This window comes from Bradyrhizobium sp. NBAIM01, from assembly GCF_020194115.1.
In the GTDB taxonomy this organism is placed as follows: Bacteria; Pseudomonadota; Alphaproteobacteria; order Rhizobiales; family Xanthobacteraceae; genus Bradyrhizobium; species Bradyrhizobium yuanmingense.
In genome coordinates this window covers 578098-596774 of sequence record NZ_JADYVU010000002.1, presented here as the reverse complement: position 1 = coordinate 596774, position 18677 = coordinate 578098, and the positions used below count along the sequence as shown (strand labels likewise).

General features: G+C 64.6%; 20 protein-coding genes. 11 read left to right on the top strand and 9 right to left on the bottom strand.

Annotation, left to right across the window (positions count from 1 at the left end; genetic code table 11):
* Positions 1 to 103 precede the first annotated feature (103 nt).
* From I6F31_RS09160 to I6F31_RS09150, 3 genes are all read left to right on the top strand, one after another.
* Positions 104 to 1573 (top strand): AMP nucleosidase, encoded by a 1470-nt coding sequence (locus I6F31_RS09160; protein WP_074447674.1) that lies wholly within the window; start codon positions 104 to 106, stop codon positions 1571 to 1573.
* 79 nt (positions 1574 to 1652) lie between these two features.
* Positions 1653 to 1928, top strand: a complete 276-nt coding sequence (locus I6F31_RS09155; RefSeq protein WP_035997098.1) for a DUF1488 family protein — start codon at positions 1653 to 1655, stop codon at positions 1926 to 1928.
* Positions 1929 to 2063: 135 nt separating this feature from the next.
* Positions 2064 to 2831, top strand: a complete 768-nt coding sequence (locus I6F31_RS09150; protein ID WP_035997101.1) for a hypothetical protein — start codon at positions 2064 to 2066, stop codon at positions 2829 to 2831.
* Between the two features lie 37 nt (positions 2832 to 2868).
* Here I6F31_RS09150 and I6F31_RS09145 read toward each other — a convergent pair whose 3' ends face one another.
* Positions 2869 to 3351, bottom strand: a complete 483-nt coding sequence (locus I6F31_RS09145; protein ID WP_035997104.1) for a CinA family protein — start codon at positions 3349 to 3351, stop codon at positions 2869 to 2871.
* A gap of 145 nt (positions 3352 to 3496) precedes the next feature.
* Between I6F31_RS09145 and I6F31_RS09140 the strand changes: the two genes are divergently transcribed.
* Genes I6F31_RS09140 through I6F31_RS09130 form a run of 3 tightly spaced genes read left to right on the top strand, consistent with a single transcriptional unit; the run spans position 3497 to position 6158 of the window.
* A complete protein-coding gene (locus I6F31_RS09140) occupies positions 3497 to 4555 on the top strand; it encodes an amidohydrolase family protein (protein ID WP_225146254.1) in 1059 nt (352 codons plus the stop codon).
* 25 nt (positions 4556 to 4580) lie between these two features.
* A complete protein-coding gene (locus I6F31_RS09135; RefSeq protein ID WP_225146255.1) occupies positions 4581 to 5693 on the top strand; it encodes an amidohydrolase family protein in 1113 nt (370 codons plus the stop codon).
* 51 nt (positions 5694 to 5744) lie between these two features.
* Complete coding sequence (locus I6F31_RS09130) at positions 5745 to 6158, top strand: Rieske (2Fe-2S) protein (RefSeq protein WP_036040510.1); 414 nt, start codon at positions 5745 to 5747, stop codon at positions 6156 to 6158.
* A 131-nt stretch (positions 6159 to 6289) separates the two neighbouring features.
* Here the strand turns inward: I6F31_RS09130 and I6F31_RS09125 are convergent, their stop codons facing one another.
* Complete coding sequence (locus I6F31_RS09125) at positions 6290 to 7189, bottom strand: transcriptional regulator GcvA (RefSeq protein ID WP_225185292.1); 900 nt, start codon at positions 7187 to 7189, stop codon at positions 6290 to 6292.
* A 110-nt stretch (positions 7190 to 7299) separates the two neighbouring features.
* Here I6F31_RS09125 and I6F31_RS09120 point away from each other — a divergent pair, with 110 nt between their 5' ends.
* Both I6F31_RS09120 and I6F31_RS09115 read left to right on the top strand, forming a co-directional pair.
* A complete protein-coding gene (locus I6F31_RS09120) occupies positions 7300 to 7503 on the top strand; it encodes a DUF1127 domain-containing protein (protein ID WP_035997119.1) in 204 nt (67 codons plus the stop codon).
* Between the two features lie 68 nt (positions 7504 to 7571).
* Positions 7572 to 8195 carry a GNAT family N-acetyltransferase gene (locus I6F31_RS09115; RefSeq protein WP_225185291.1) on the top strand — a complete coding sequence of 208 codons (624 nt, stop codon included), beginning with the start codon at positions 7572 to 7574 and terminating at the stop codon, positions 8193 to 8195.
* Positions 8196 to 8377: 182 nt separating this feature from the next.
* On the opposite strand, the gene I6F31_RS09110 is transcribed toward I6F31_RS09115, so the two are convergent.
* Together I6F31_RS09110 and I6F31_RS09105 are read right to left on the bottom strand one after the other, a co-directional pair.
* The gene (locus tag I6F31_RS09110; RefSeq protein ID WP_225185290.1) at positions 8378 to 9208 is read right to left on the bottom strand and encodes an enoyl-CoA hydratase; all 831 of its coding nucleotides are present in this window, start codon (positions 9206 to 9208) and stop codon (positions 8378 to 8380) included.
* A gap of 123 nt (positions 9209 to 9331) precedes the next feature.
* Positions 9332 to 10033, bottom strand: a complete 702-nt coding sequence (locus tag I6F31_RS09105) for an SDR family oxidoreductase (protein ID WP_225140827.1) — start codon at positions 10031 to 10033, stop codon at positions 9332 to 9334.
* Between the two features lie 34 nt (positions 10034 to 10067).
* Here I6F31_RS09105 and I6F31_RS09100 point away from each other — a divergent pair, with 34 nt between their 5' ends.
* From I6F31_RS09100 to I6F31_RS09090, 3 genes are read left to right on the top strand one after another with little or no spacing between them, the layout of a single operon-like run.
* The gene (locus I6F31_RS09100) at positions 10068 to 10271 is read left to right on the top strand and encodes a hypothetical protein (RefSeq protein WP_225185289.1); all 204 of its coding nucleotides are present in this window, start codon (positions 10068 to 10070) and stop codon (positions 10269 to 10271) included.
* On the top strand, positions 10255 to 12039 hold the full coding sequence (locus I6F31_RS09095) for an acyl-CoA dehydrogenase family protein (protein WP_225185288.1): 1785 nt from the start codon (positions 10255 to 10257) through the stop codon (positions 12037 to 12039). Before I6F31_RS09100 ends, I6F31_RS09095 begins: the two co-directional genes overlap by 17 nt.
* 44 nt (positions 12040 to 12083) lie before the next feature.
* Positions 12084 to 13172 (top strand): Zn-dependent alcohol dehydrogenase, encoded by a 1089-nt coding sequence (locus I6F31_RS09090; RefSeq protein WP_035997137.1) that lies wholly within the window; start codon positions 12084 to 12086, stop codon positions 13170 to 13172.
* A gap of 144 nt (positions 13173 to 13316) precedes the next feature.
* Here the strand turns inward: I6F31_RS09090 and I6F31_RS09085 are convergent, their stop codons facing one another.
* The 5 genes from I6F31_RS09085 to I6F31_RS09065 form a co-directional block, all read right to left on the bottom strand.
* On the bottom strand, positions 13317 to 14789 hold the full coding sequence (locus I6F31_RS09085) for an amidase (RefSeq protein ID WP_035997140.1): 1473 nt from the start codon (positions 14787 to 14789) through the stop codon (positions 13317 to 13319).
* Between the two features lie 93 nt (positions 14790 to 14882).
* Entirely contained in the window at positions 14883 to 16031 is a 1149-nt protein-coding gene (locus I6F31_RS09080; protein WP_035997313.1) for an alpha/beta hydrolase, read from the bottom strand.
* Between the two features lie 174 nt (positions 16032 to 16205).
* The gene (locus I6F31_RS09075) at positions 16206 to 17072 is read right to left on the bottom strand and encodes an MBL fold metallo-hydrolase (protein WP_225185287.1); all 867 of its coding nucleotides are present in this window, start codon (positions 17070 to 17072) and stop codon (positions 16206 to 16208) included.
* A 15-nt stretch (positions 17073 to 17087) separates the two neighbouring features.
* Complete coding sequence (locus tag I6F31_RS09070) at positions 17088 to 17699, bottom strand: glutathione S-transferase family protein (protein WP_035997146.1); 612 nt, start codon at positions 17697 to 17699, stop codon at positions 17088 to 17090.
* 133 nt (positions 17700 to 17832) lie between these two features.
* Positions 17833 to 18675 (bottom strand): fumarylacetoacetate hydrolase family protein, encoded by an 843-nt coding sequence (locus I6F31_RS09065; RefSeq protein WP_035997147.1) that lies wholly within the window; start codon positions 18673 to 18675, stop codon positions 17833 to 17835.
* Positions 18676 to 18677: the final 2 nt, after the last annotated feature.

The following is an 18677-nucleotide window of genomic DNA, read 5'->3' as shown; positions in this document are numbered from 1 at the left end:
ACCGAGGATGCGGAAGTGGTGGGTTACGCTGCGCTAACCCACCCTACAACACCGCCTTCTTTGCTATAGTTCGACTTAGGCCCAATCACCCGGCGGTCGAACCATGCAATCTCCTCCCTCCATCCCCACCGCATCCTTCTCCGACGCGTCCCTCGCCGTTGCCCGCCTCGAGGAAATCTACGAGCGCAACACGAAATTCCTGCGCGACCGGTTCGAAGCCTATGTCGGCGGGGAAGCGATCACGATGCGGGTTCGCGCCTATTATCCCTTCGTCCGTATCACCACTGCGACGCATGCGCGGCTGGATTCGCGCCTTGCTTACGGCTTCGTCGCCGGACCCGGCGTGCATGAAACCAGCGTGACGCGGCCGGATCTGTTCCGCAGCTATTTCACCGAGCAGATCGGCCTCTTGATCCAGAACCACGGCGTGCCCGTCGAGATCGGCGAGTCCGCCGAGCCGATCCCGATCCACTTCGCCTATCGGCGCGACATCAATATCGAAGCCGCGATCACCACCAGCGAGAATTCGCCCGTGACACGCTCGCTGCGCGATGCGTTCGACGTGCCCGTTCTCGCGACCATGGACGATTCGATCGCCGACGGCACTTTCGAGCTCCAGCCTGATACGCCGGAGCCGCTGTCCCTGTTCCGCGCCGCCCGCGTCGATTACTCGTTGCGCCGGCTTTATCACTACACCGGCACCGATCCCGAATATTTCCAGAACTTCGTGATCTTCACCAACTACCAGTTCTATGTCGATGCCTTCGCGCAAGCGTGCCAGCAGCGGCTGCAGTCCGGCGAAGCCGGGCTCGAAGCTTTCGTCGCGCCCGGCAACGTGATCACGAACAGCGGCGGCGCGATCAGCGGCACCGCGCCGGCTCGCGCACCGCAGATGCCGGCCTTCCATCTGGTCGCACCTGGCTATCGCGGCATCACGTTGATCAACATCGGCACCGGTCCGTCCAATGCGCGCAACGTCACCGACCACGTCGCGGTGCTGCGGCCGCATGCCTGGCTGATGCTCGGCCATTGCGCCGGCCTGCGCAACACGCAGCGGCTCGGCGATTACGTGCTCGCGCACGGCTATGTGCGCGAGGATCACGTGCTCGATCGCGAGCTGCCGCTGTGGGTGCCGATCCCAGCGCTGGCCGAGATGCAGGTCGCGCTCGAGGAGGCGGTCGAGGACGTCACCGGGCTCGAAGGCTTCGAGCTCAAGCGCCTGATGCGCACCGGCACGGTCGCGAGCGTCGACAACCGCAATTGGGAAATTTCCGGGCCTGAGGTGATCCGCCGGCTGTCGCAATCGCGCGCGGTCGCGCTCGACATGGAATCGGCCGCCATCGCCGCCAATGGCTACCGCTTCCGCGTTCCCTACGGCACGCTGCTGTGTGTCTCCGACAAGCCGCTGCATGGCGAGATCAAGCTCGCGGGCATGGCCAGCGAGTTCTACCGCCGCCGCGTCGGCCAGCACCTTGAGATCGGCCTGAAGGCGCTGGAGCGGCTCAAGCAGCAGGAATCGGAACGGCTGCATTCGCGCAAGCTCCGCAGCTTTGCCGAAGTGGCGTTCCAGTAGGGCCGAAGCCGCACTTTGCTGCTGACAAGCGCAGCGATTTTCAGCATTGTCCGACGCGGGGCTCGACCGGGACGACTTGATGCCGCTCATGCGCCACAAGATCATTGGCCATGATCTGGAACGGCTGGCCTTTCGCTTCACCATGTTGAACGACGGCGAGGTCGTGCAGTGCCAGATCAGCGACGCCGCGATGGACGAGCTCGCGGGCATGCAGGGCACCGAAAGCAGCGCACGGCAGGCGCAATTCCTGTCGCTGCGCGAGACCATCGAGCGGATCGCGTCGGACCTCTACGACGAGGCACCGCGATTCCCGGGCTATGTGGTGCGCATTTTCATGCGGCATTTGGCAAAATAAGCCAGCCTGCATGCGATCTGCCAGGCGGTGAAAGGGCTGCGAAAGGATTCGTTAACGGCAGCCTGTAGTTGCAATGGATGGCGCCGACCCCGGCGTGCGATGATGTCTCGCGGTATTTCACGCCAACATTCTCGCATGACCAGAAGATCACTCCTGCTGCTCGTCGCCGTCGCCCTGCTGGCCGGAAATCTGGCATATGCCAGCCTCTCCGGGCCCAGCGGGTTTGCACGCGATTTCGATCAGAACCTCGCGCGATTCCCACTGGCGGCGTCTATCGCCCGCAGCGATCCCGCCCTCCGGGAGGTCTTGCTCCGAAAGACCGAGGCGGCGTTCAATGAAGGCGGATGGCCCGCCGCGAATGGCGTGCTCAACATCATTCTGGCGAACGAGATGGAAGCCTATGCCGATGACGAACACATCAATGCGGTGGACCGGGCAGAGCTGACAGCCCTTCTGAAGCTGATGAGCGACCCATTGGCATGCAAGTCCTTCCTCATGGCGGGTTCCCAGCGCGGCGAGTTTTCGGACGCAGCACAAGAGCTTGCAGAGCTCGGGGCGGCTCACGGGGCGGCGATCGCGAACGGTTTCGAACGCAAGACAAAGGGTGTCGCCCGGGTGCAGGCTGGTGACGAGGAGCTCGGAGCGATCGAGATGCAATTGCGTCGGGGGCCTTTCGCGGAGCTCACCCGGCAGGAGCTCGGGGCAGAGTCGAGATACCTCGGCGGCAACCCCGCTTTGATGTGCAGCGCGGCCATCAAGAAGCAGCTCAATCTGCTGTCAGTAGACAGAGTTTACTCGGCTTACGCCTCGCGCCTGCGGCGAGCCAGGGATAACAAGATCGATGTCGTCGAGGTCCGCGCGAAGCTGTGCCGCGAACCCGGTAATAGCTTGTCTTGCCCCTGAGCGGGGGTATCGATGGTGAGATGAGCGTGGGCTCCGCTCATCCCTCAAGCTTTCTCAACAACAGCTTCAGCGCCGTCGCAGCGAATACCTGCATGTTGCCGAACCGGTCGTTGCTTCCCGTCTCCAGCGTCATCACCTCTGACGCGGGCCCTGCAACCGCCATGCAGCTATGGCCCGCCGAATCGCCGTAGCGGTTGCCGGTGGGGCCGGCGGCGCCGGTCTCGGACAGGCCCCAGTCGCTGTCGAAGCGCGTTCGCATCTGCTCGGCCAGCAATTGCGCGTAGGGCTCCGACGACGACCGAAAGCCCTTCATTCCTTCGTCCGAAATATCCATCAGCACGCGCCTGGCATCGCGCGTATAGACCACCGCGCCGCCGAGGAAATAGGCGGATGCGCCGGGCACCGCGAGCAGGCTGGCCGCGATCAGGCCGCCGGCGGAGGATTCGGCAACCGCAATGGTCTGTTTGCGCGCGATCAGTTTGGCGGCGACCTGTTCCGCAATGCCGACGAGCTCTTTCATGTCGTAACCCCTCATTCCTTCGCAACCGAGCTCAGCCTTCCTAGCATATGACAGGACGCTTGGCCGAGTTGCGGGCGGCGGGCAGGCCTGCTTGAATGGCGGGGACAAGAAGAGACATGCGAGGAAACGTGAGAAGGGAGACGTGATGGCGTCCCTGATCGCCGGCGGCATCGACTGCGACGTGCATCCGGCCGTGCCGCATCTGACCAGCCTGCTGCCGTACCTGAACGATTATTGGCGCGATCAGGTCACGACGCGCGGCATGGTCGACCTTATCTCGCAATCCTATCCGCAGAACTCGCCGATTACCGCGCGGCCGGACTGGCGCCCCGAGACCGGCAAGCCCGGCGAGAGTCTGGCGGCCATGCAGCGTCACGTGCTCGATGCTTTCAAGCTCGAATACGCCATCTGCAATCCGCTCTACGGCGTGCAGATGGTGTTTTCGGAAGACATGCAGGCCGCCTTCTGCCGCGCGCTGAATGATTGGCTGGCAAAGGAATGGCTCGATCGCGACTCGCGGCTGCGCGGCTCCATCGTGATCCCCACGCAAAGCGTCGAGAAAGCCGTTGCCGAGATCGAGCGCTGTGCACCGGACGAGCGCTTCGTGCAGGTGCTGATGCTGGTCATGGGCGATACGCCGCTCGGCAAGCGCGCGCTGTGGCCGATCTACGAGGCCGCGGAACGTCTGGAACTCCCGGTCGGCATCCACGCCGGTTCCGCCTATCACAATCCGCCGACCGCCGTGGGTTGGGGGTCCTATCACATCGAGGATTATGTTGGGCAGGCCCAGGCGTTCCAGACCCAGCTCACCAGCCTGATCGTCGAGGGCGTGTTCGCCAAATATCCGCGGCTGAAAATGGTGATGCTGGAGTCCGGCGTGTCCTGGATCGCGCCCTATCTGTGGCGCCTGCACAAGTTCTGGCGCGGGGTACGGATGGAGACGCCGTGGGTCGATCGCGCGCCGCTGGAGATTGTGCGCAGCAACATCCGCTTCTCGTTACAGCCATTTGATGCGCCGCCGGAACCTCAGACATTAATTCGCCTGTTTGATCATATGCAGTCCGACGAATTGGTCCTATTCTCCACGGACTATCCGCACTGGCAGTTCGACGGCCAGGACGCGCTGCCCGAAGGTCTGTCCCCCGATCTCGTGCGCAAGATCATGATCGACAATCCGCATGCAACCTATCCCCGCCTGAAATGAGCCCGCTGCCAAAGGAGGCAAGGCGATGAATATCCAGTTCCGCGAGAACCAAGAAGCCGCTTCCCCACTGAACGTCAAAACCGCAATCGCGGACTGCGACATCCATCCGGCGCGTACGACCCAGACCGAGCTCTACCCCTACCTCGCCAAACGCTGGCAGCACCATCTCGAGGTTTACGGCGTCCATGCCTATCAGGGCATGATGGAAGGCCCGCCCTATCCGAAGGCCCAGCCCAACGCCTCGCGCCGCGATGCCTATCCGCCGGAAGGCGGCCCGCAGGGCTCCTCGCTCGCCTTCATGCAGAAGCAATTGCTCGATCCCAACAACGTGCAGCTGGGCGTGCTCAATCCACTCAACACCGGGCAGGGCATCCGCAATCACGAGCTCTCAGCCGCTCTGTGCTCGGCGATCAACGATTGGCAGATCGACAAATGGACCAGCAAGGACAAGCGGCTGAAGGCCTCCATCGTCGTGGGCAATGAGGATGGGCTGTCGGCTGCGGCCGAGATCCGCGAGCGCGCCGGGGACAAGAATTTCGTGCAGGTGCTGCTGCTCAGCCGCAATGTCGAGCCGCTCGGCCAGCGCCGCTATTGGCCGATCTACCAGGCTGCGGAAGAGGCCGGCCTTCCCGTCGGCGTCCACGCCTTCGGCTTCGGTGGCAACCCGATCACACCCTCAGGCTGGCCGTCCTATTACATCGAGGAGATGGTCGGGCATTCGCAGTGCCAGCAATCGGCGCTTGCGAGCCTGGTTTTGGAGGGCGTGTTCGAGCGCTTCCCGAAATTGAAGATGGTGATGATCGAGGCCGGCTTCGGCTGGGCGCCGTCGCTGGCGTGGCGGCTGGACAAGGCCTGGCAGCGGCTCAGGAGCGAGGTGCCGCATGTAAAACGGCCGCCGTCGGAATATATCCGCGAGCAGGTGTGGTGGACGACGCAGCCGATGGAAGATCCTGAAAGGCGCGAGGATCTGTTCGATGTCATCAAATGGATCGGCTGGGACCGTCTCTTGTTCGCCACCGATTATCCGCATTGGGACTATGACGAGCCGTCGCGCGTGCTGCCGGCGGGAGTCAGCGAGGACAATCGCGAGGCGTTCTATCTCGGCAACGCAAAGAAGCTGTACGGGATAACCGCATGATCCGAAAAAGCGTGAAGCGGTTTTTCGGTCAGATCATGCGGAAAACATAGCATGGCGCGGCATGTGATTGCCGCGGTCGACGAGCTTCCGCCCGGCACGCGAAAATTCCTGGAGATCGACGGGCGGCCGATCGCAGTCTTCAACATCAAGGGCGAATATTTCGGCCTGATGAACCGCTGCCCGCATCAGGGTGCGGCGCTGTGTGAGGGCCCGCTGATCGGTCTCGCACAGTCGAGCAATCCCGGCGAGATCGAATACACCAAGTTAGGTGAGATTATCCGCTGCCCCTGGCACGGCTGGGAGTTCGACATCCGCACCGGCCAATCCTATTGCGACCCCCGCCGTTTCCGCGTGAAGGCCTATCCCGCCCATGTCGAGCCGGGCGCCAGCGTGGTGAAGGGGCCCTATGTCGCCGAGACCATCCCGGTGAAAGTCGAGAGCGACTACGTGGTGGTCGAGCTGTAGGTCTCCGCCGTCATTCCGGGGCGGTCCGCAGGACCGAACCCGGAATCCATCGGGCAACAGATCCTGTGAGAAATGGATCCGGGCTCGCGCTACGCGCCCCGGAATGACAACCGAGGGAAGCCGCTGCATTTTCACGCCTTATTCTGCGCCGCCGCGAGCACCCATTGCCGGAACGCAGCCAGCTTTGGCGCCTCGCGATGGCCGTCCGGCGAGACCAGGTAAAAGCCGGCGTCCGCCGGCAGCGCGATCTTGAAGGGGACCACGAGCCGACCCTTGGCGATGTCGTCCTGCACGTAGGAGGTCCGTCCCATCGCCACGCCGATGCCGTCGATCGCCGCCTGGATGGTCATGAAGATCATGTCGAAGGTGATGCCAGGGTGTCTTGCGATATCGGCCGGCAGGCCCGCCGCGGTCAGCCACAGCCGCCAGTCGTCGCTGTTGGTGCTCGACGTGTGCAGCAGCGGATGGTTGCGCAGATCCTCGGGGCGGCGCAGCGGCTTGTCGCCGCGCAGCAGCGACGGGCTGCACACCGGAAACAGCTCGTCCGCCATCAGCCAGTCGGCGCGCAGGCCCGGCCATTGGCCGCGACCATAGCGGATCGCGGCATCGACATTGTCGCGCTGGAAGTCGACGAGGCTGGTCGAGGTGGTGATGCGCACATCGATGCCGGGGTGCTGCTCCTGGAAATCGGTCAGCCGCGGCAGCAGCCATTTGGCGGCGAGCGAGGCCAGCGTCGACACTGTCAGCACCTTGTCGTCGTCCTTGCGCAGGAGACGGTCCGTGGCGAGGCGCAAATCGTTGAAGGCGGCGCGGACGCCCGGCAAATAGTCGCGCGCCTCCGGCGTCAGCGCCAGCGCGCGGTTCTGCCGGATGAACAGGCGGATGCCGAGCTCCTCCTCCAGCCTGCGGATCTGATGGCTGATCGCGGTCTGGGTCACGTTCAGCTCGCTGGCTGCGAGCGTGAAGCTGAGATGGCGCGCGGCGGCCTCGAACGCCCGCAATCCGTTCAGGGAGGGCAATCTGGCAGTCATTTGGCAGCAGGATGCATGACGTTATTTCATGCGAAAAGGTACAAATTGTCGTTTGTCGCGGCGCAGCAGAAGGCAGATATTAGCGGTCAACTTAGCTCCAGGAGCTGAAAATGTCTACATTGACCGACAATTCGATGACAAATCATCATGCACAGGGCGTCCTCTACCAGATCGGCGAGGTCCTCCACGTCTGGCACGAGCGCTACCGGACCCGGCGCGAGCTGACCCACTGGACCGCCCGCGATCTCCAGGACGTCGGGCTGTCCTGGTCCGACATTGCCTACGAGGCCGACAAACCCTTCTGGCGGGCCTGATAGGTCGCCAGGCCGGCGCCGCCTGAGCACAGGGGCGCCGGCGGTCCCATTTCCGCTGGGCACGTGTCATGAGCACCCTTCGCCTCGAAGACCTCAAGCAATATTCGGACGTGCTGCGCACAAGGCACGGTGAGCGGCTCAATGTCCGCTTCGTCGAGCCGCGCGACACCGATGAGCTGCAGCACTATTTCCGCTCGCTCTCGACCCGCTCCCGCTACAACCGCTTCTTCGGCGCGATCAGCGAATTGCCCAAGGGCCTGCTGCACGATTTCCTCGAGGTCGGCGAGCGCGATCGCTTCACCATCGTGGCGACCATGATGGTCGACGGCTTCGAGACCATCGTCGCCGAAGCGCGCTATGCCTTCCATGCCGAGACCGCGACCCTCGAGTTCGGCCTCTCGGTCGATGACCGCTGGCAGGGCCACGGCATCGCTACCGCGCTCATGAAGAACCTGGAATGCCGCGCGGCCGCGCTCGGCGCCGAGCACATCTTCGGCGACACGCTGCGCTCTAACGAGACCATGGTCTCGCTCGCGCGCAAATCCGGCTTCACTTTCGTCAACCATCTGGACGATTGGAAGCTGGTGCGCTTCGACAAGGAGATCAACCTCGCTCCGAAAGACATTCCCTGTGCGAGCTGGCGGCTCGCCGCCCTTTCCCGTCAGGCCGACAGCCCCTCAGCCTCGGTCTGACATGACTGCAGCCCGGCCTGGCCAAGCCAGAGCCGGGCGTTTTTTCGCGCTCTATCTCCCCTCGTCATTCCGGGGCGCGCGTAGCGCGAACCCGGAATCCATTTCACCGCGCGTTTTGCGGCCCAATGGATTCCGGGTTCGATGCTGCGCATCGCCCCGGAATGACGGCGCTTGTGTCGGAGCTACTTCCCCGTGAACACCGCCTTGCGCTTGTCGATGAAGGCCTGCACGGCCTCCTTGTGGTCGGCGGTCGTGGTGAGGCGGACCAGCCTTTCGGCCTCGTGGTCGCGCGCGGTTTCGAAGTCGAACAGCAGGGCCTCGTCGAGATTGTCCTTCATGTAGCGCAGCGCGAGGCGCGGGCCTTCGGCGAGCGATTTGGCCAGTGCGAAGGCCTCGGTCTGCAGTTTGTCGTCGGGCACGACGCGGTTGACGAGGCCGATCGCCTCGGCGCGCGCGGCATCGACGCGGTCGCCGGTGAACATCAATTCGCGCGCCCGCGCGGTGCCGACCAGCCGAGTGAGCAGCCAGGCGATGCCATAATCGCCGCTGAGCGCGATGCGGGCATAGCCGGTGGCAACGAAGGCCGATTGCGCGGCGATGCGGATGTCGCAGGCCATGGCGATGGCGAGCCCGGCGCCGACCGCGGGGCCGGGCAGCGCAGCGATCGTCGGCTTGCGCACAGACACCAGCGCGCCGGTGAGCAGCCGCTGCCGCTCCTGCAGGTCGGCGACCTTGTCGTCAAAGGACATGTCGAGCTTGGCCTTGTCGCGATGCGCACCCATGCCCTTGACGTTGCCGCCGGCGCAGAAGGCTTCGCCCGCGGCGGTCAGCAGCAGTGCGCCGACATCGGGATTCTCGCCGCAGCTCCGGATCATCGTGCGCAGCGCCGGCGTCAGCGCGTCCGACAGCGAATTGCGCGCCTCCGGCCGGTTCAGCGTGATCACAGCGACGCGGTCGCGGATCGTGCAGAGGAGCTCATTGGTGCCGGTGTCGATGGTGGTTTCCGTGGTCATGGTTTCTCCCTTCCTTCGTCATTGCGAGCGAAGCGAAGCAATCCAGAATCTTTCGGCGGAGACAGTCTGGATTGCTTCGTCGCTTCGCTCCTCGCAATGACGGGTATTGTTGTCAGCTTGCCCTCAAAACCTCTCCACCCAGGGCCGCAGCTCCAGCTCCCAGCTCCAGGCGCTGCGCGGCTGCTGCAGCACGTTCCAATAGCTCTGTGCGATCGCGTCGGGATCGAGCATCGAGTCCGGCTTGTCCGCCGGATCCGTCCGCGCGGCGCTCCTGATGCCGCCGTCGATGACGAAATGCGCGACATGGATGCCCTGCGGCGAGAGTTCGCGCGCCATGCTCTGGGCAAGGCCCCGCAGCGCGAACTTGCCCATCGCGAAGGGAGCGGACTGCGCATAGCCCTTGACGCTGGCGGAGGCGCCGGTGAACAGGATTGCGCCGTGCTGGTTCGGCAGCATGCGCTTAGCGGCCTGCTGCGCCACCAGGAAGCCGCCATAGGCGCTGACCGCAATCGCCTGCGCGACGTCGGCGGGCACGAGATCGACGAACGGCCCGCGCGTGCGGCCGGAGGCGTTGTAGACGACGAGGTCGGGCGTGCCGATCTCGCGCTCGACCAGACCGAACAGCCGCTCCACCTCGTCGGGCTCGGTGGCGTTGCAGGCATAGGCCTTGGCCCCGGTCTCGGTGCAGAGCGCGCCAAGCTTCTCGATCTTGCGTGCGGCGAGCGCGATGCGGATGCCCTGCGCCGCTAGCAGGCGCGCCAGCGATGCGCTGAGGCCTTCGCCGGCACCGACGATGAGGGCGATCTTGTACTTCGGGTGTTCCATGGCGTGATCTCTCGGAAGTAGGAGCCGCTGATCTATGCGTGGTCCGCGCAGACAACCAGCCGGCGCGATCACAATTCCGCAGCGCGAGTTGCTCCCTCGCGGCGATCATGCCGCCCTGACATTTTGCGGCTTTATCGCTGTCCGCGACTGGAGCATGATCGACATCATCCAAAGCGGCAAGCGCAAAGAATTGCCGTCGGACGGAAACGAAGAGGACGATCATGCCCGGACCGGTTAAAGCGCAGCCAAAAGATATCGCGGCCGCACCCTCCGGCCTGCTGGCGCCCGATACGTCGGGCATGAATTTCTACCGCGCCGATCCCGCGCTCACGGACCTGCTCCGCATCCATCTGCCGGAGAATCTGTTCCGACACATCGAGCCGCATCTCGACCGGCTCGGTGAGCTCGCCGGCGGCCATCTCGACGAATGCGCGCGGCTCGCCGACCGGCACACGCCCATCCTGCACCAGCGCGACAAGTTCGGCCGCGACGTGCAATGGATCGAATATCATCCGGCCTATCGCGAGCTGGAGAACGCTGCATTCGGCGAGTTCGGCATCCACGCGCTCTCCATCCGCAAGGGTGTCATGGGCTGGCCGGACAAATACCCTGTTGTCGCCAAGCACGCCTTCACCTTCCTGTTCAACCAGACCGAATTCGGCATGGGCTGCCCGATCAACGTCACCGATGGCTGCGCCAAGCTCTTGGCGAATTTCGGCAGCGAGGCGCTCAAGGCGAAATATCTTGATGGCCTGACCTCGACCGACATGAGCAAGCTGACCCAAGGCGGCCAGTTCATGACCGAGAAGGAAGGCGGCTCCGATGTCGGCACGCTGACCACGCGCGCCGTGCAGGAAGGCGACCATTGGCGCCTCTATGGTGAGAAATGGTTCTGCTCGAATGCCGACGCGAAAGTCGTGATGCTGCTGGCGCGGCCCGAAGGCGCCGGCCCCGGCACGCGCGGCGTCGGCCTGTTCCTGATGCCGCGTTTCCTCGACGACGGTTCGCAGAACCATTACCGGATCGTGCGCCTCAAGGACAAGCTCGGCACCCGCTCGATGGCCTCGGGCGAGATCAAGCTTGAAGGCGCGATCGCCTATGCCGTCGGCAAGCTCGACCGCGGCTTCGTGCAGATGGCCGAGATGGTGAACTCCTCGCGGCTCTCCAACGGCGTCAAGTCCACCGCACTGATGCGCCGCGCCTATCACGATGCGATGACGGTCGCGACCAACCGCGTCGTGTTCGGGCAGCGCATCATCGATCTACCGCTGGGACGGCGGCAGATGCTGAAGATCATGCTGCCGGTGGAGCAGGGCCTGTCGATGAGCTTCCTCACTGCTGATGCCCTCGACCGTGCCGAGGCCGGCAGCCAGGACGCCGCCGCGCTGCTGCGCATTCTCACCCCGACGCTGAAGTTCCGCGCCACGCGCGATGCGCGCAAGGTCTGCGGCGATGCGCTCGAGATGCGCGGCGGCATCGGCTATATCGAGGAGTTCGCCACCGCCCGCCTGCTGCGCGATGCGCATCTCGGCTCGGTCTGGGAAGGCACCGGTAACATCGTCGCGATCGATGCGCTGCGGCGGGCAGTCGGCCGCCACGGCGCGGAATCCGCGCTCGCAGCCGATCTGCACGCCCGGCTCGGCGACAGTGGCTCGGTACCGCAGGCCTGGCGCGATCATCTGCGTGGCCTCACCGACCGCGCCGTCGGCTTCGCACGGGAAGTCGCGGCCAAGTCCGAGAACGAAGCCGATGCACGCCGCGCCACCAGCGCGCTCTATCACGTCGCCAGCGCAGTCGCGCACGCCTGGGAAGCACACCGCATCCACGCCATGCGCGGCGATGCACGCCGGCTGCTGCTGTCGCGCCTCGTGATCGACCACCGCGTGACGCCGAGCCATCCGTTCCGGCTCACGGAAAATGCCGCGCAGGCGAAGATGGCCGAACTGCTGCTCGGCGATCGCGCAGCCGGCATGAGCGAGGTTGGCGAACTGGTTCTGGCAGCGTAGGCTGCGCGCTGCGATCAAACAAAAAGCGCGATAGGGAGTGTTCGATGAAGGCCGCCGTCCTCTATGAAGTCAATCAGCCGCTCGTCATCGAGGACATCAGCCTGCCGAAGCCGGGACCGCGCGAGGTGCTGATCCGGACCGCCGTCGCCGGCCTCTGCCACTCCGACCTGCATTTCATGGAAGGGCTCTATCCGCATCCGCTGCCGGCGGTGCTCGGGCACGAATCCGCCGGCGTGGTCGAGCAGGTCGGCTCCGATGTCACCTATGTGAAGCCCGGCGACCATGTCGTCACATGTCTCTCCGTCTTCTGCGGCACCTGCGACAATTGCACGACCGGCCGCACTGTGCTCTGCACCGACGCGACGGTGAAGATGCTGCCGGGCGTCTCGAACCGGATGCAGTGGTCGAAGCCGGAGAAGCTGCACCAATTCCTCAATCTCTCCTCCTTCGCCGAGCAGATGCTGGTGCACGAGAATGCCATCGTGAAGATCCGCAAGGACATGCCGCTCGATCTCGCCGCGCTGATCGGCTGCGGTGTCATCACCGGCTATGGCGCGGTGGTGAACACGGCGAAGGTGACGGCCGGCGAGACCGTGGCGGTGATCGGCTGCGGCGGCGTCGGCATGGCCGCGATCAACGGCGCGCAGATCGCCGGCGCCGGCCGTATCATCGCCATCGACACCAATCCCGCAAAACTCCAGCTCGCGACCAAGCTGGGCGCGACCGACATCATCAACCCGGCCGACGGCGATGTCGTGAAGCAGGTCCGCGACCTCACCAATGGCGGCGTGCACCATTCCTTCGAGGTGCTCGGCCGCAAGGAAACGGCCGAGCAGGCCTTCGCCATGCTCGCCTCCGGCGGCACCGCCACCATCGTCGGCATGATCCCGTTCGGGCAGAAGATCGAGCTGCACGGCTTCGACTTTCTGCGCGAGCGCAAGATCCAGGGCTCCTCGATGGGCTCGAACCATTTCCGCGTCGACATGCCGCGCCTGGTCGACTTCTATTTGCGCGGCCGGCTGCATCTGGAAGACTGGATCTCGGCCAAGCTGAAGCTGTCCGAGATCAACGAGGGCTTTGCCAACATGAAGGCAGGCAAGACGCTGCGCAGCGTGATCGTGTTCGATAGCTAGCGGCCGTTACGGTGTCATCGCCCGGTCAAGCCGGGCATGACAGTTCGTAGCCCGGATGGAGCGAAGCGCAATCCGGGATCTTTGTCGCGGATCGGCCATCCCGGATTTCGCTTCGCTCCATCCGGGCTACAGGACTTCGAAGCATCAATCATCGAACATCTTCGGCGGCACGAAGCCGCCGAACTCGCGCTCGATCAGCTCGGCGAGCTTGAGCGGCGTCCTGTCCTCGAGGAAGGGACCGACGATCTGCACACCGACAGGCAGACCGTCCTTCGACAGGCCGAGCGGAACGGCCGTCGCCGGCAGGCCCGGAAGCGTTGCGATGCCCGGACAGGCGAGCTGGTCGGAATAGGGGTAATCCTTGCCGTCGATGCTGATCGTTCGCAGGCGTTGTTCCGGCGAATGATCGTGCGGAAAGGCCGGCGTCGGCATGATCGGGCAGATCACCGCGTCGAAGCTCCCGAACAACGCCCGCCATTGCGCGCGCAGGACGGCGCGGCTACCCGCATCGAGCACCCAGGCGCGGTGGCTCGCGGTGATGCCGCGCAGCCGCTCCGCGCCGAGGCTCGTGTCCTCCGGCGAGAGCTGACTTGCCCGCGCCTGCGCATCCGCCAGCTCGTCGGGAGGTAGGAACGCGCCGAGGAAGCCCAGCAGCATGCGCATGTAAAGCCGCGACGTCTCCGCGAAGTCCGGGAGCAGCGCGCTCTCGCGTGCGACGGTGACGCCGGCCTTCGCAAGATCGGCTGCGAGCTTGTCGATCGCGCCCCGGACATCCCGGTCGCTCGGCAGCAGGGGATGGCTGTCGATCACCAACACACGAAAATCCCGCAGCGACTGATGCCGTGCGGCCGGCAAATCGAGCTTGTAGGCGATACCGGAATCGAGCGGATCGGGCCCCGCCATGACGTCGAGCAGCAAGGACAGATCCGCCGCATTGCGCGCCATCGGCCCGATGACGGCGAGGTCGCCCTCGCGCGGAATGGCTGGAAACGGCGGCGGGGTCTCGCCGCGCGCCGCGCAGAGATTGAGGGTCGGCTTGTGCGCGAACACGCCGCAATGAAAAGCCGGCACACGCAGGGAGCCGCCGATGTCCGAGCCGGTGGCGAGCGCGCAATAGCCTGCGGCGAGGGCTGCCGCCGATCCCCCGGACGAACCGCCCGGCGTGCGGCCGAGATCGTAGGGGTTGTTGGTGGTGCCGTAGATGTCGTTGTAGCTCTGCCAGTCGCCGAGGCCGACCGGCACGTTGGTCTTGCCGAGGATCACGCCGCCGGCCTGCTTGATGCGGGTCACCGCCAGCGCGTCTTCCACGGGCTTGAAGCCCTTCTGCGGCACGAATCCCCAGGTCGTCGGCAGGCCTGCGATGTTGAAGGATTCCTTGATCGTCGTGGGCAGGCCGAGCAGCGGCTTGTGCTCGCCGCGCGCCAGCGCCGCATCCGCCTCGCGCGCCGCAACGAGCGCGCGATCGAAATCGCGCACGCACACCGCGTTGATCCTGCCGTCGTGCCGTTCGATACGCGCCATCGCGTCATGCGTCAGCTCGACCGCCGAGACCTTCTTCGCGCGCAACGCGGCCGACAATTCGACCGCACTCCTGAAACTCCATTCCGATCCGGCCACGGCGCTTCTCCCGCTCTGATTGCTCGAAGATGATGCGCAGTCTGGCCGAATCTCGCAACGGCTGTTTGATGGAGATTGTGGTTCCCGGTCAAATCAGGCCACGCCCGCCTTGGCGAGGAAGTCGAGCAGCAACCTGCTCACCGCGGCCGGCTGCTCCTGCTGGACCCAATGGCCTGCGCCGTCGACGAGATGGCAGCCGAGCATCTTCGTGCACGCGCTGCGCTGCATTGTCTCGAAAGCGCCGGCCCGTTGATAGGTGCCCCAATCCTGCTTGCCCGAGATGAAGCAGGAGGGCACATCGATGCTGCGGCCGGCAAACAGCTGCATCTCGTTGTTGAGTGTGCCCGACGTGCCGTAGCGGTACCATTGCAGCCCGCCCTGAAATCCGGTGCGGCTGTATTCGGCGCTGTAATAGGCAAGGTCGCTATCCGGCAGCCATTGGTTCGCGGCGATCGCGGCCGGCGAGGGCATTTCCTTCGCGACCGTCTCGGCCATGGTCTCATGCAAGTCCATCACGTAATAGGTCGGCAGCTTCGCCAGCTCCTGCGCCGACCATGCTTGCAGCGGATAGGGCTTGTTGTCGATCCAGTCCGCGCTCTTGTGATGATAATAGGCGCGCAGGAAATCATGCACGCCCTGCGGTGCCTGCTGCATGTGGGCATTGGCTTCCCGTGTCGAATAATACCATTGATAGTGCTTGCGTGGCCGCGGCAGCGCGGCGAGCTCGCGATGCACCGGGTCTTCCACCGCGGGCTTTGCCGGATTGTCGACCGTGCCGAACGGCAGCGCCGGTGGACCGCCGAACGGCGCGCTCATCATCGTCACCGAACGAAACACGTCGGGCCGGATCAAGGCGCACCAGGCCGCGACCGGGCTTCCGAAATCATGCCCGACCACGTCGACCTGCCTGTAGCCGAACGCCGACACCAGGCCGAGCGCATCGCGCACGAGATTGAGGAGCGAGAACGGCGCGAGAGGGCCATCGTACTCCGCGGTCCATCCCGTGGTGCGCCCGTAGCCGCGCTGGTCCGGTGCGATCACGTGGTAGCCGGCCGCGCTGAGCGCCGGCATCACCTTGCGCCAGGAGAAGGCGAGCTCGGGAAAGCCGTGTAGCAGCAGGATGCAAGGCCGTCCTTTGGTCTCGAATCCGGCCTCCAGCACATGCATCCGCAAGCCGTTGATGCCCTCGACGTGACGCGAGCGGATGCCGGCGGGCAGGGGGATGTCGGGGAGCGCGGTCATCGTATTCTCCACACGGGCAGTATCGTAGGGTGGGTTAGCCCCGGGGATTGCGCGAAGCGCAAGCCGCGCGGCGTAACCCACGTCTTTATTCTCCGCGGAGGCAGAAGTGGTGGGTTACGCTCGGCGTCTGCGCTTCGCGCAGCCGCAGAGCTAACCCACCCTACGACAGCCAGACTAAACCGCCACACATTCGAACGCGTTGCCCTTGCGCCTGATCTTCCCGACCGACGGCGAGGGGAAATGCGCGGTGCAGCACAGCGTGTCGGTGTCGCAATAGCGTTCCAGGAAGCTGCGGCGCGTTTTCGCGGCTTCGGCCGAATCGACGTCGAACTTGATCGACAGCTCCGGATAGAGCGTCTGCAGCGGTGAGTGGATGAGATCGCCCGAGAACACCGCATCGTCCTTGCCGCGGCCCATCGTGATGGCGATATGGCCCGGCGTATGGCCAGGTGTCGGCAGGATGCGGACGTGGTCGCCGATCTCGTGGTCGTTGCCGACGAGCTCGTGCCTGTTGGCCTCGACCACCGGCAACACGCTGTCGACGAAGGGCGGGATCTCCGTCTTCTCGTTCTGCGCGGACCAGTGATCGAATTCCTGCTTGGCGAACAAATAGCGCGCCTTGGGGAAGGTCGGCACCCAGCGGCCGTTCTCCAACCGCGTATTCCAGCCGACAAGGTCGACATGCAGATGCGTGCACATCACAAAGTCGATGTCGTCGACCGAAAACCCCGCGGCGCCGAGGCCGCGCAAATAGGTGTCGTCGGTCTTCATGTTCCATTTCGGCCGCGGCCGCGGCTTGTCGTTGCCGATGCAGCTGTCGACCAGGATGGTGTGGTGCGGCGTCTTCACCACGTAGGACTGGAAGCACAGCAGCAGCACGTCCTCTTCGTCCAGCGCCTTCGCCTCGCGCATCCACGCCCGGTTCTCGGCCAGCACCTCGGCCGTCAGCCCCGGCAGCATCTCAAGCGCCGGGACGAACGAGGTCTCCTGCTCGATGACGCGATGGATGGTGAGATCGCCGACCGAGAATCTGAGGCTCATGAGAACTCCTGAACTCTATGCAGGTGGCGGCACCGAGATCTTCACCGAGGGCCGCTCCAGCATCTTCTGGTGGAAGGCGTCGAGCTTCGGATAGGCCTTGCGCCAGCCGCAATCGGCGAAGCGGAAGTCGGCATAGCCGAGCACGCAAACGAGGCCGATCTGCGAGATGTCGAACGGGCCGTTCAGCACGTCAGGCATGTTCTCGAAGCGCGCCATGCCGGTCCAGGCCCTGTTCCAGTGGTCGTCCGACCAAGCCTGCCATTGCAGGCCCTGCGGCCGCACCATCTTCTCGTAGCGGCACAGCAGCATGGAATCGAGCATGCCGTTGATCAGCGAGTGATTGGTCTTGGCTTTCCAGCGCCGCGGGCCGTAATCCGGGATCAGGCTGCCGCCGGCGATCTCGTTGAGATATTCGACGATGACATAGGAATCCAGGATCACGTCGCCGTCATTGGTGATCAGCACCGGCAGCTTCTTCAGCGGCGTGATCTTCGAATAATCCTCGTTGGCGGTGCCCGGCGTGACGCTCGCGGGCACGAGCTCGATCTTGTCGATCAGCCCGAGCTCGATCGCAGCGATGCGCACCTTGCGGGCAAAGGGCGAGGCGGGGGAGAAGGTGAGCTTCATGGAGAGTATCCCACAAATGAACGTTTTGTTTCGTCATTGCGAGGAGCGAAGCGACGAAGCAATCCAGAGTGTTGCCGCGGAGGGATTCTGGATTGCTTCGCTTCGCTCGCAATGACGGCGAGAGGGCGGAGGCTTACGCCGCCACGATCTCCTGGCGCTGCTCGCCGAGGCCTTCGATGCCGAGCGTGACGACGTCGCCGACATTGAGGAAGGTCGGCGGCTTCATGCCGAGGCCGACGCCGGGCGGCGTGCCCGTGGTGATGACGTCGCCGGGCAGCAGCGTCATGAACTGCGAGACATAGGAAATGCACTTGGCCATTGAGAAGATCATGGTCTTGGTCGAGCCGGTCTGGCGGCGCTGGCCGTTGACGTCGAGCCACATCGACAGGTTCTGCACGTCCTTGATCTCGTCCTTGGTGGCGAGCCACGGCCCGAGCGGGCCGAACGTGTCGTGCGACTTGCCCTTGGTCCATTGGCCCAGGCGCTCGATCTGGAAAGCGCGCTCGGAGACGTCGTTGCAGACGCAATAGCCGGCGACGTGGTTCAGCGCGTCGGCTTCCGAGACGTATTTGGCGCGGGTGCCGATGATGGCGGCGATCTCGACCTCCCAGTCGAGCTTGGTCGAGCCGCGCGGCTTCTCGACGGGATCATTCGGGCCCGACAGCGAGGTATTGGCCTTCATGAAGATGATCGGCTCGCTCGGGATCTCGGCGCCGGTCTCCTTGGCATGGTCGGAATAGTTGAGGCCGATCGCGACGAATTTCGAGATACCGGTGACGGGGGCGCCGAACCGGGGCTTGCCGGAGACGGCGGGCAGCGAGGCGGGATCGAGCGCGGCCAGCTTCTTCAGGGATTCAGGCGAATAGGCCTCGCCGGTGAGGTCCTTCAGATGCGCCGACAGGTCGCGCAACTGGCCGGATCTGTCGATCAGGCCGGGCTTTTCCGCACCCTTCTCGCCATAACGAACAAGCTTCATTC

Bases quoted from the DNA above. Each gene is read 5' to 3' on its own strand.
- I6F31_RS09160 (WP_074447674.1), top strand. From the start codon at position 104: ATGCAATCTCCTCCCTCCATCCCCACCGCATCCTTCTCCGACGCGTCC.
- I6F31_RS09155 (WP_035997098.1), top strand. From the start codon at position 1,653: ATGCCGCTCATGCGCCACAAGATCATTGGCCATGATCTGGAACGGCTG.
- I6F31_RS09150 (WP_035997101.1), top strand. From the start codon at position 2,064: ATGACCAGAAGATCACTCCTGCTGCTCGTCGCCGTCGCCCTGCTGGCC.
- I6F31_RS09145 (WP_035997104.1), bottom strand. From the start codon at position 3,351: ATGAAAGAGCTCGTCGGCATTGCGGAACAGGTCGCCGCCAAACTGATC.
- I6F31_RS09140 (WP_225146254.1), top strand. From the start codon at position 3,497: ATGGCGTCCCTGATCGCCGGCGGCATCGACTGCGACGTGCATCCGGCC.
- I6F31_RS09135 (WP_225146255.1), top strand. From the start codon at position 4,581: ATGAATATCCAGTTCCGCGAGAACCAAGAAGCCGCTTCCCCACTGAAC.
- I6F31_RS09130 (WP_036040510.1), top strand. From the start codon at position 5,745: ATGGCGCGGCATGTGATTGCCGCGGTCGACGAGCTTCCGCCCGGCACG.
- I6F31_RS09125 (WP_225185292.1), bottom strand. From the start codon at position 7,189: ATGACTGCCAGATTGCCCTCCCTGAACGGATTGCGGGCGTTCGAGGCC.
- I6F31_RS09120 (WP_035997119.1), top strand. From the start codon at position 7,300: ATGTCTACATTGACCGACAATTCGATGACAAATCATCATGCACAGGGC.
- I6F31_RS09115 (WP_225185291.1), top strand. From the start codon at position 7,572: ATGAGCACCCTTCGCCTCGAAGACCTCAAGCAATATTCGGACGTGCTG.
- I6F31_RS09110 (WP_225185290.1), bottom strand. From the start codon at position 9,208: ATGACCACGGAAACCACCATCGACACCGGCACCAATGAGCTCCTCTGC.
- I6F31_RS09105 (WP_225140827.1), bottom strand. From the start codon at position 10,033: ATGGAACACCCGAAGTACAAGATCGCCCTCATCGTCGGTGCCGGCGAA.
- I6F31_RS09100 (WP_225185289.1), top strand. From the start codon at position 10,068: ATGCGTGGTCCGCGCAGACAACCAGCCGGCGCGATCACAATTCCGCAG.
- I6F31_RS09095 (WP_225185288.1), top strand. From the start codon at position 10,255: ATGCCCGGACCGGTTAAAGCGCAGCCAAAAGATATCGCGGCCGCACCC.
- I6F31_RS09090 (WP_035997137.1), top strand. From the start codon at position 12,084: ATGAAGGCCGCCGTCCTCTATGAAGTCAATCAGCCGCTCGTCATCGAG.
- I6F31_RS09080 (WP_035997313.1), bottom strand. From the start codon at position 16,031: ATGACCGCGCTCCCCGACATCCCCCTGCCCGCCGGCATCCGCTCGCGT.
- I6F31_RS09075 (WP_225185287.1), bottom strand. From the start codon at position 17,072: ATGAGCCTCAGATTCTCGGTCGGCGATCTCACCATCCATCGCGTCATC.
- I6F31_RS09070 (WP_035997146.1), bottom strand. From the start codon at position 17,699: ATGAAGCTCACCTTCTCCCCCGCCTCGCCCTTTGCCCGCAAGGTGCGC.
- I6F31_RS09065 (WP_035997147.1), bottom strand. From the start codon at position 18,675: ATGAAGCTTGTTCGTTATGGCGAGAAGGGTGCGGAAAAGCCCGGCCTG.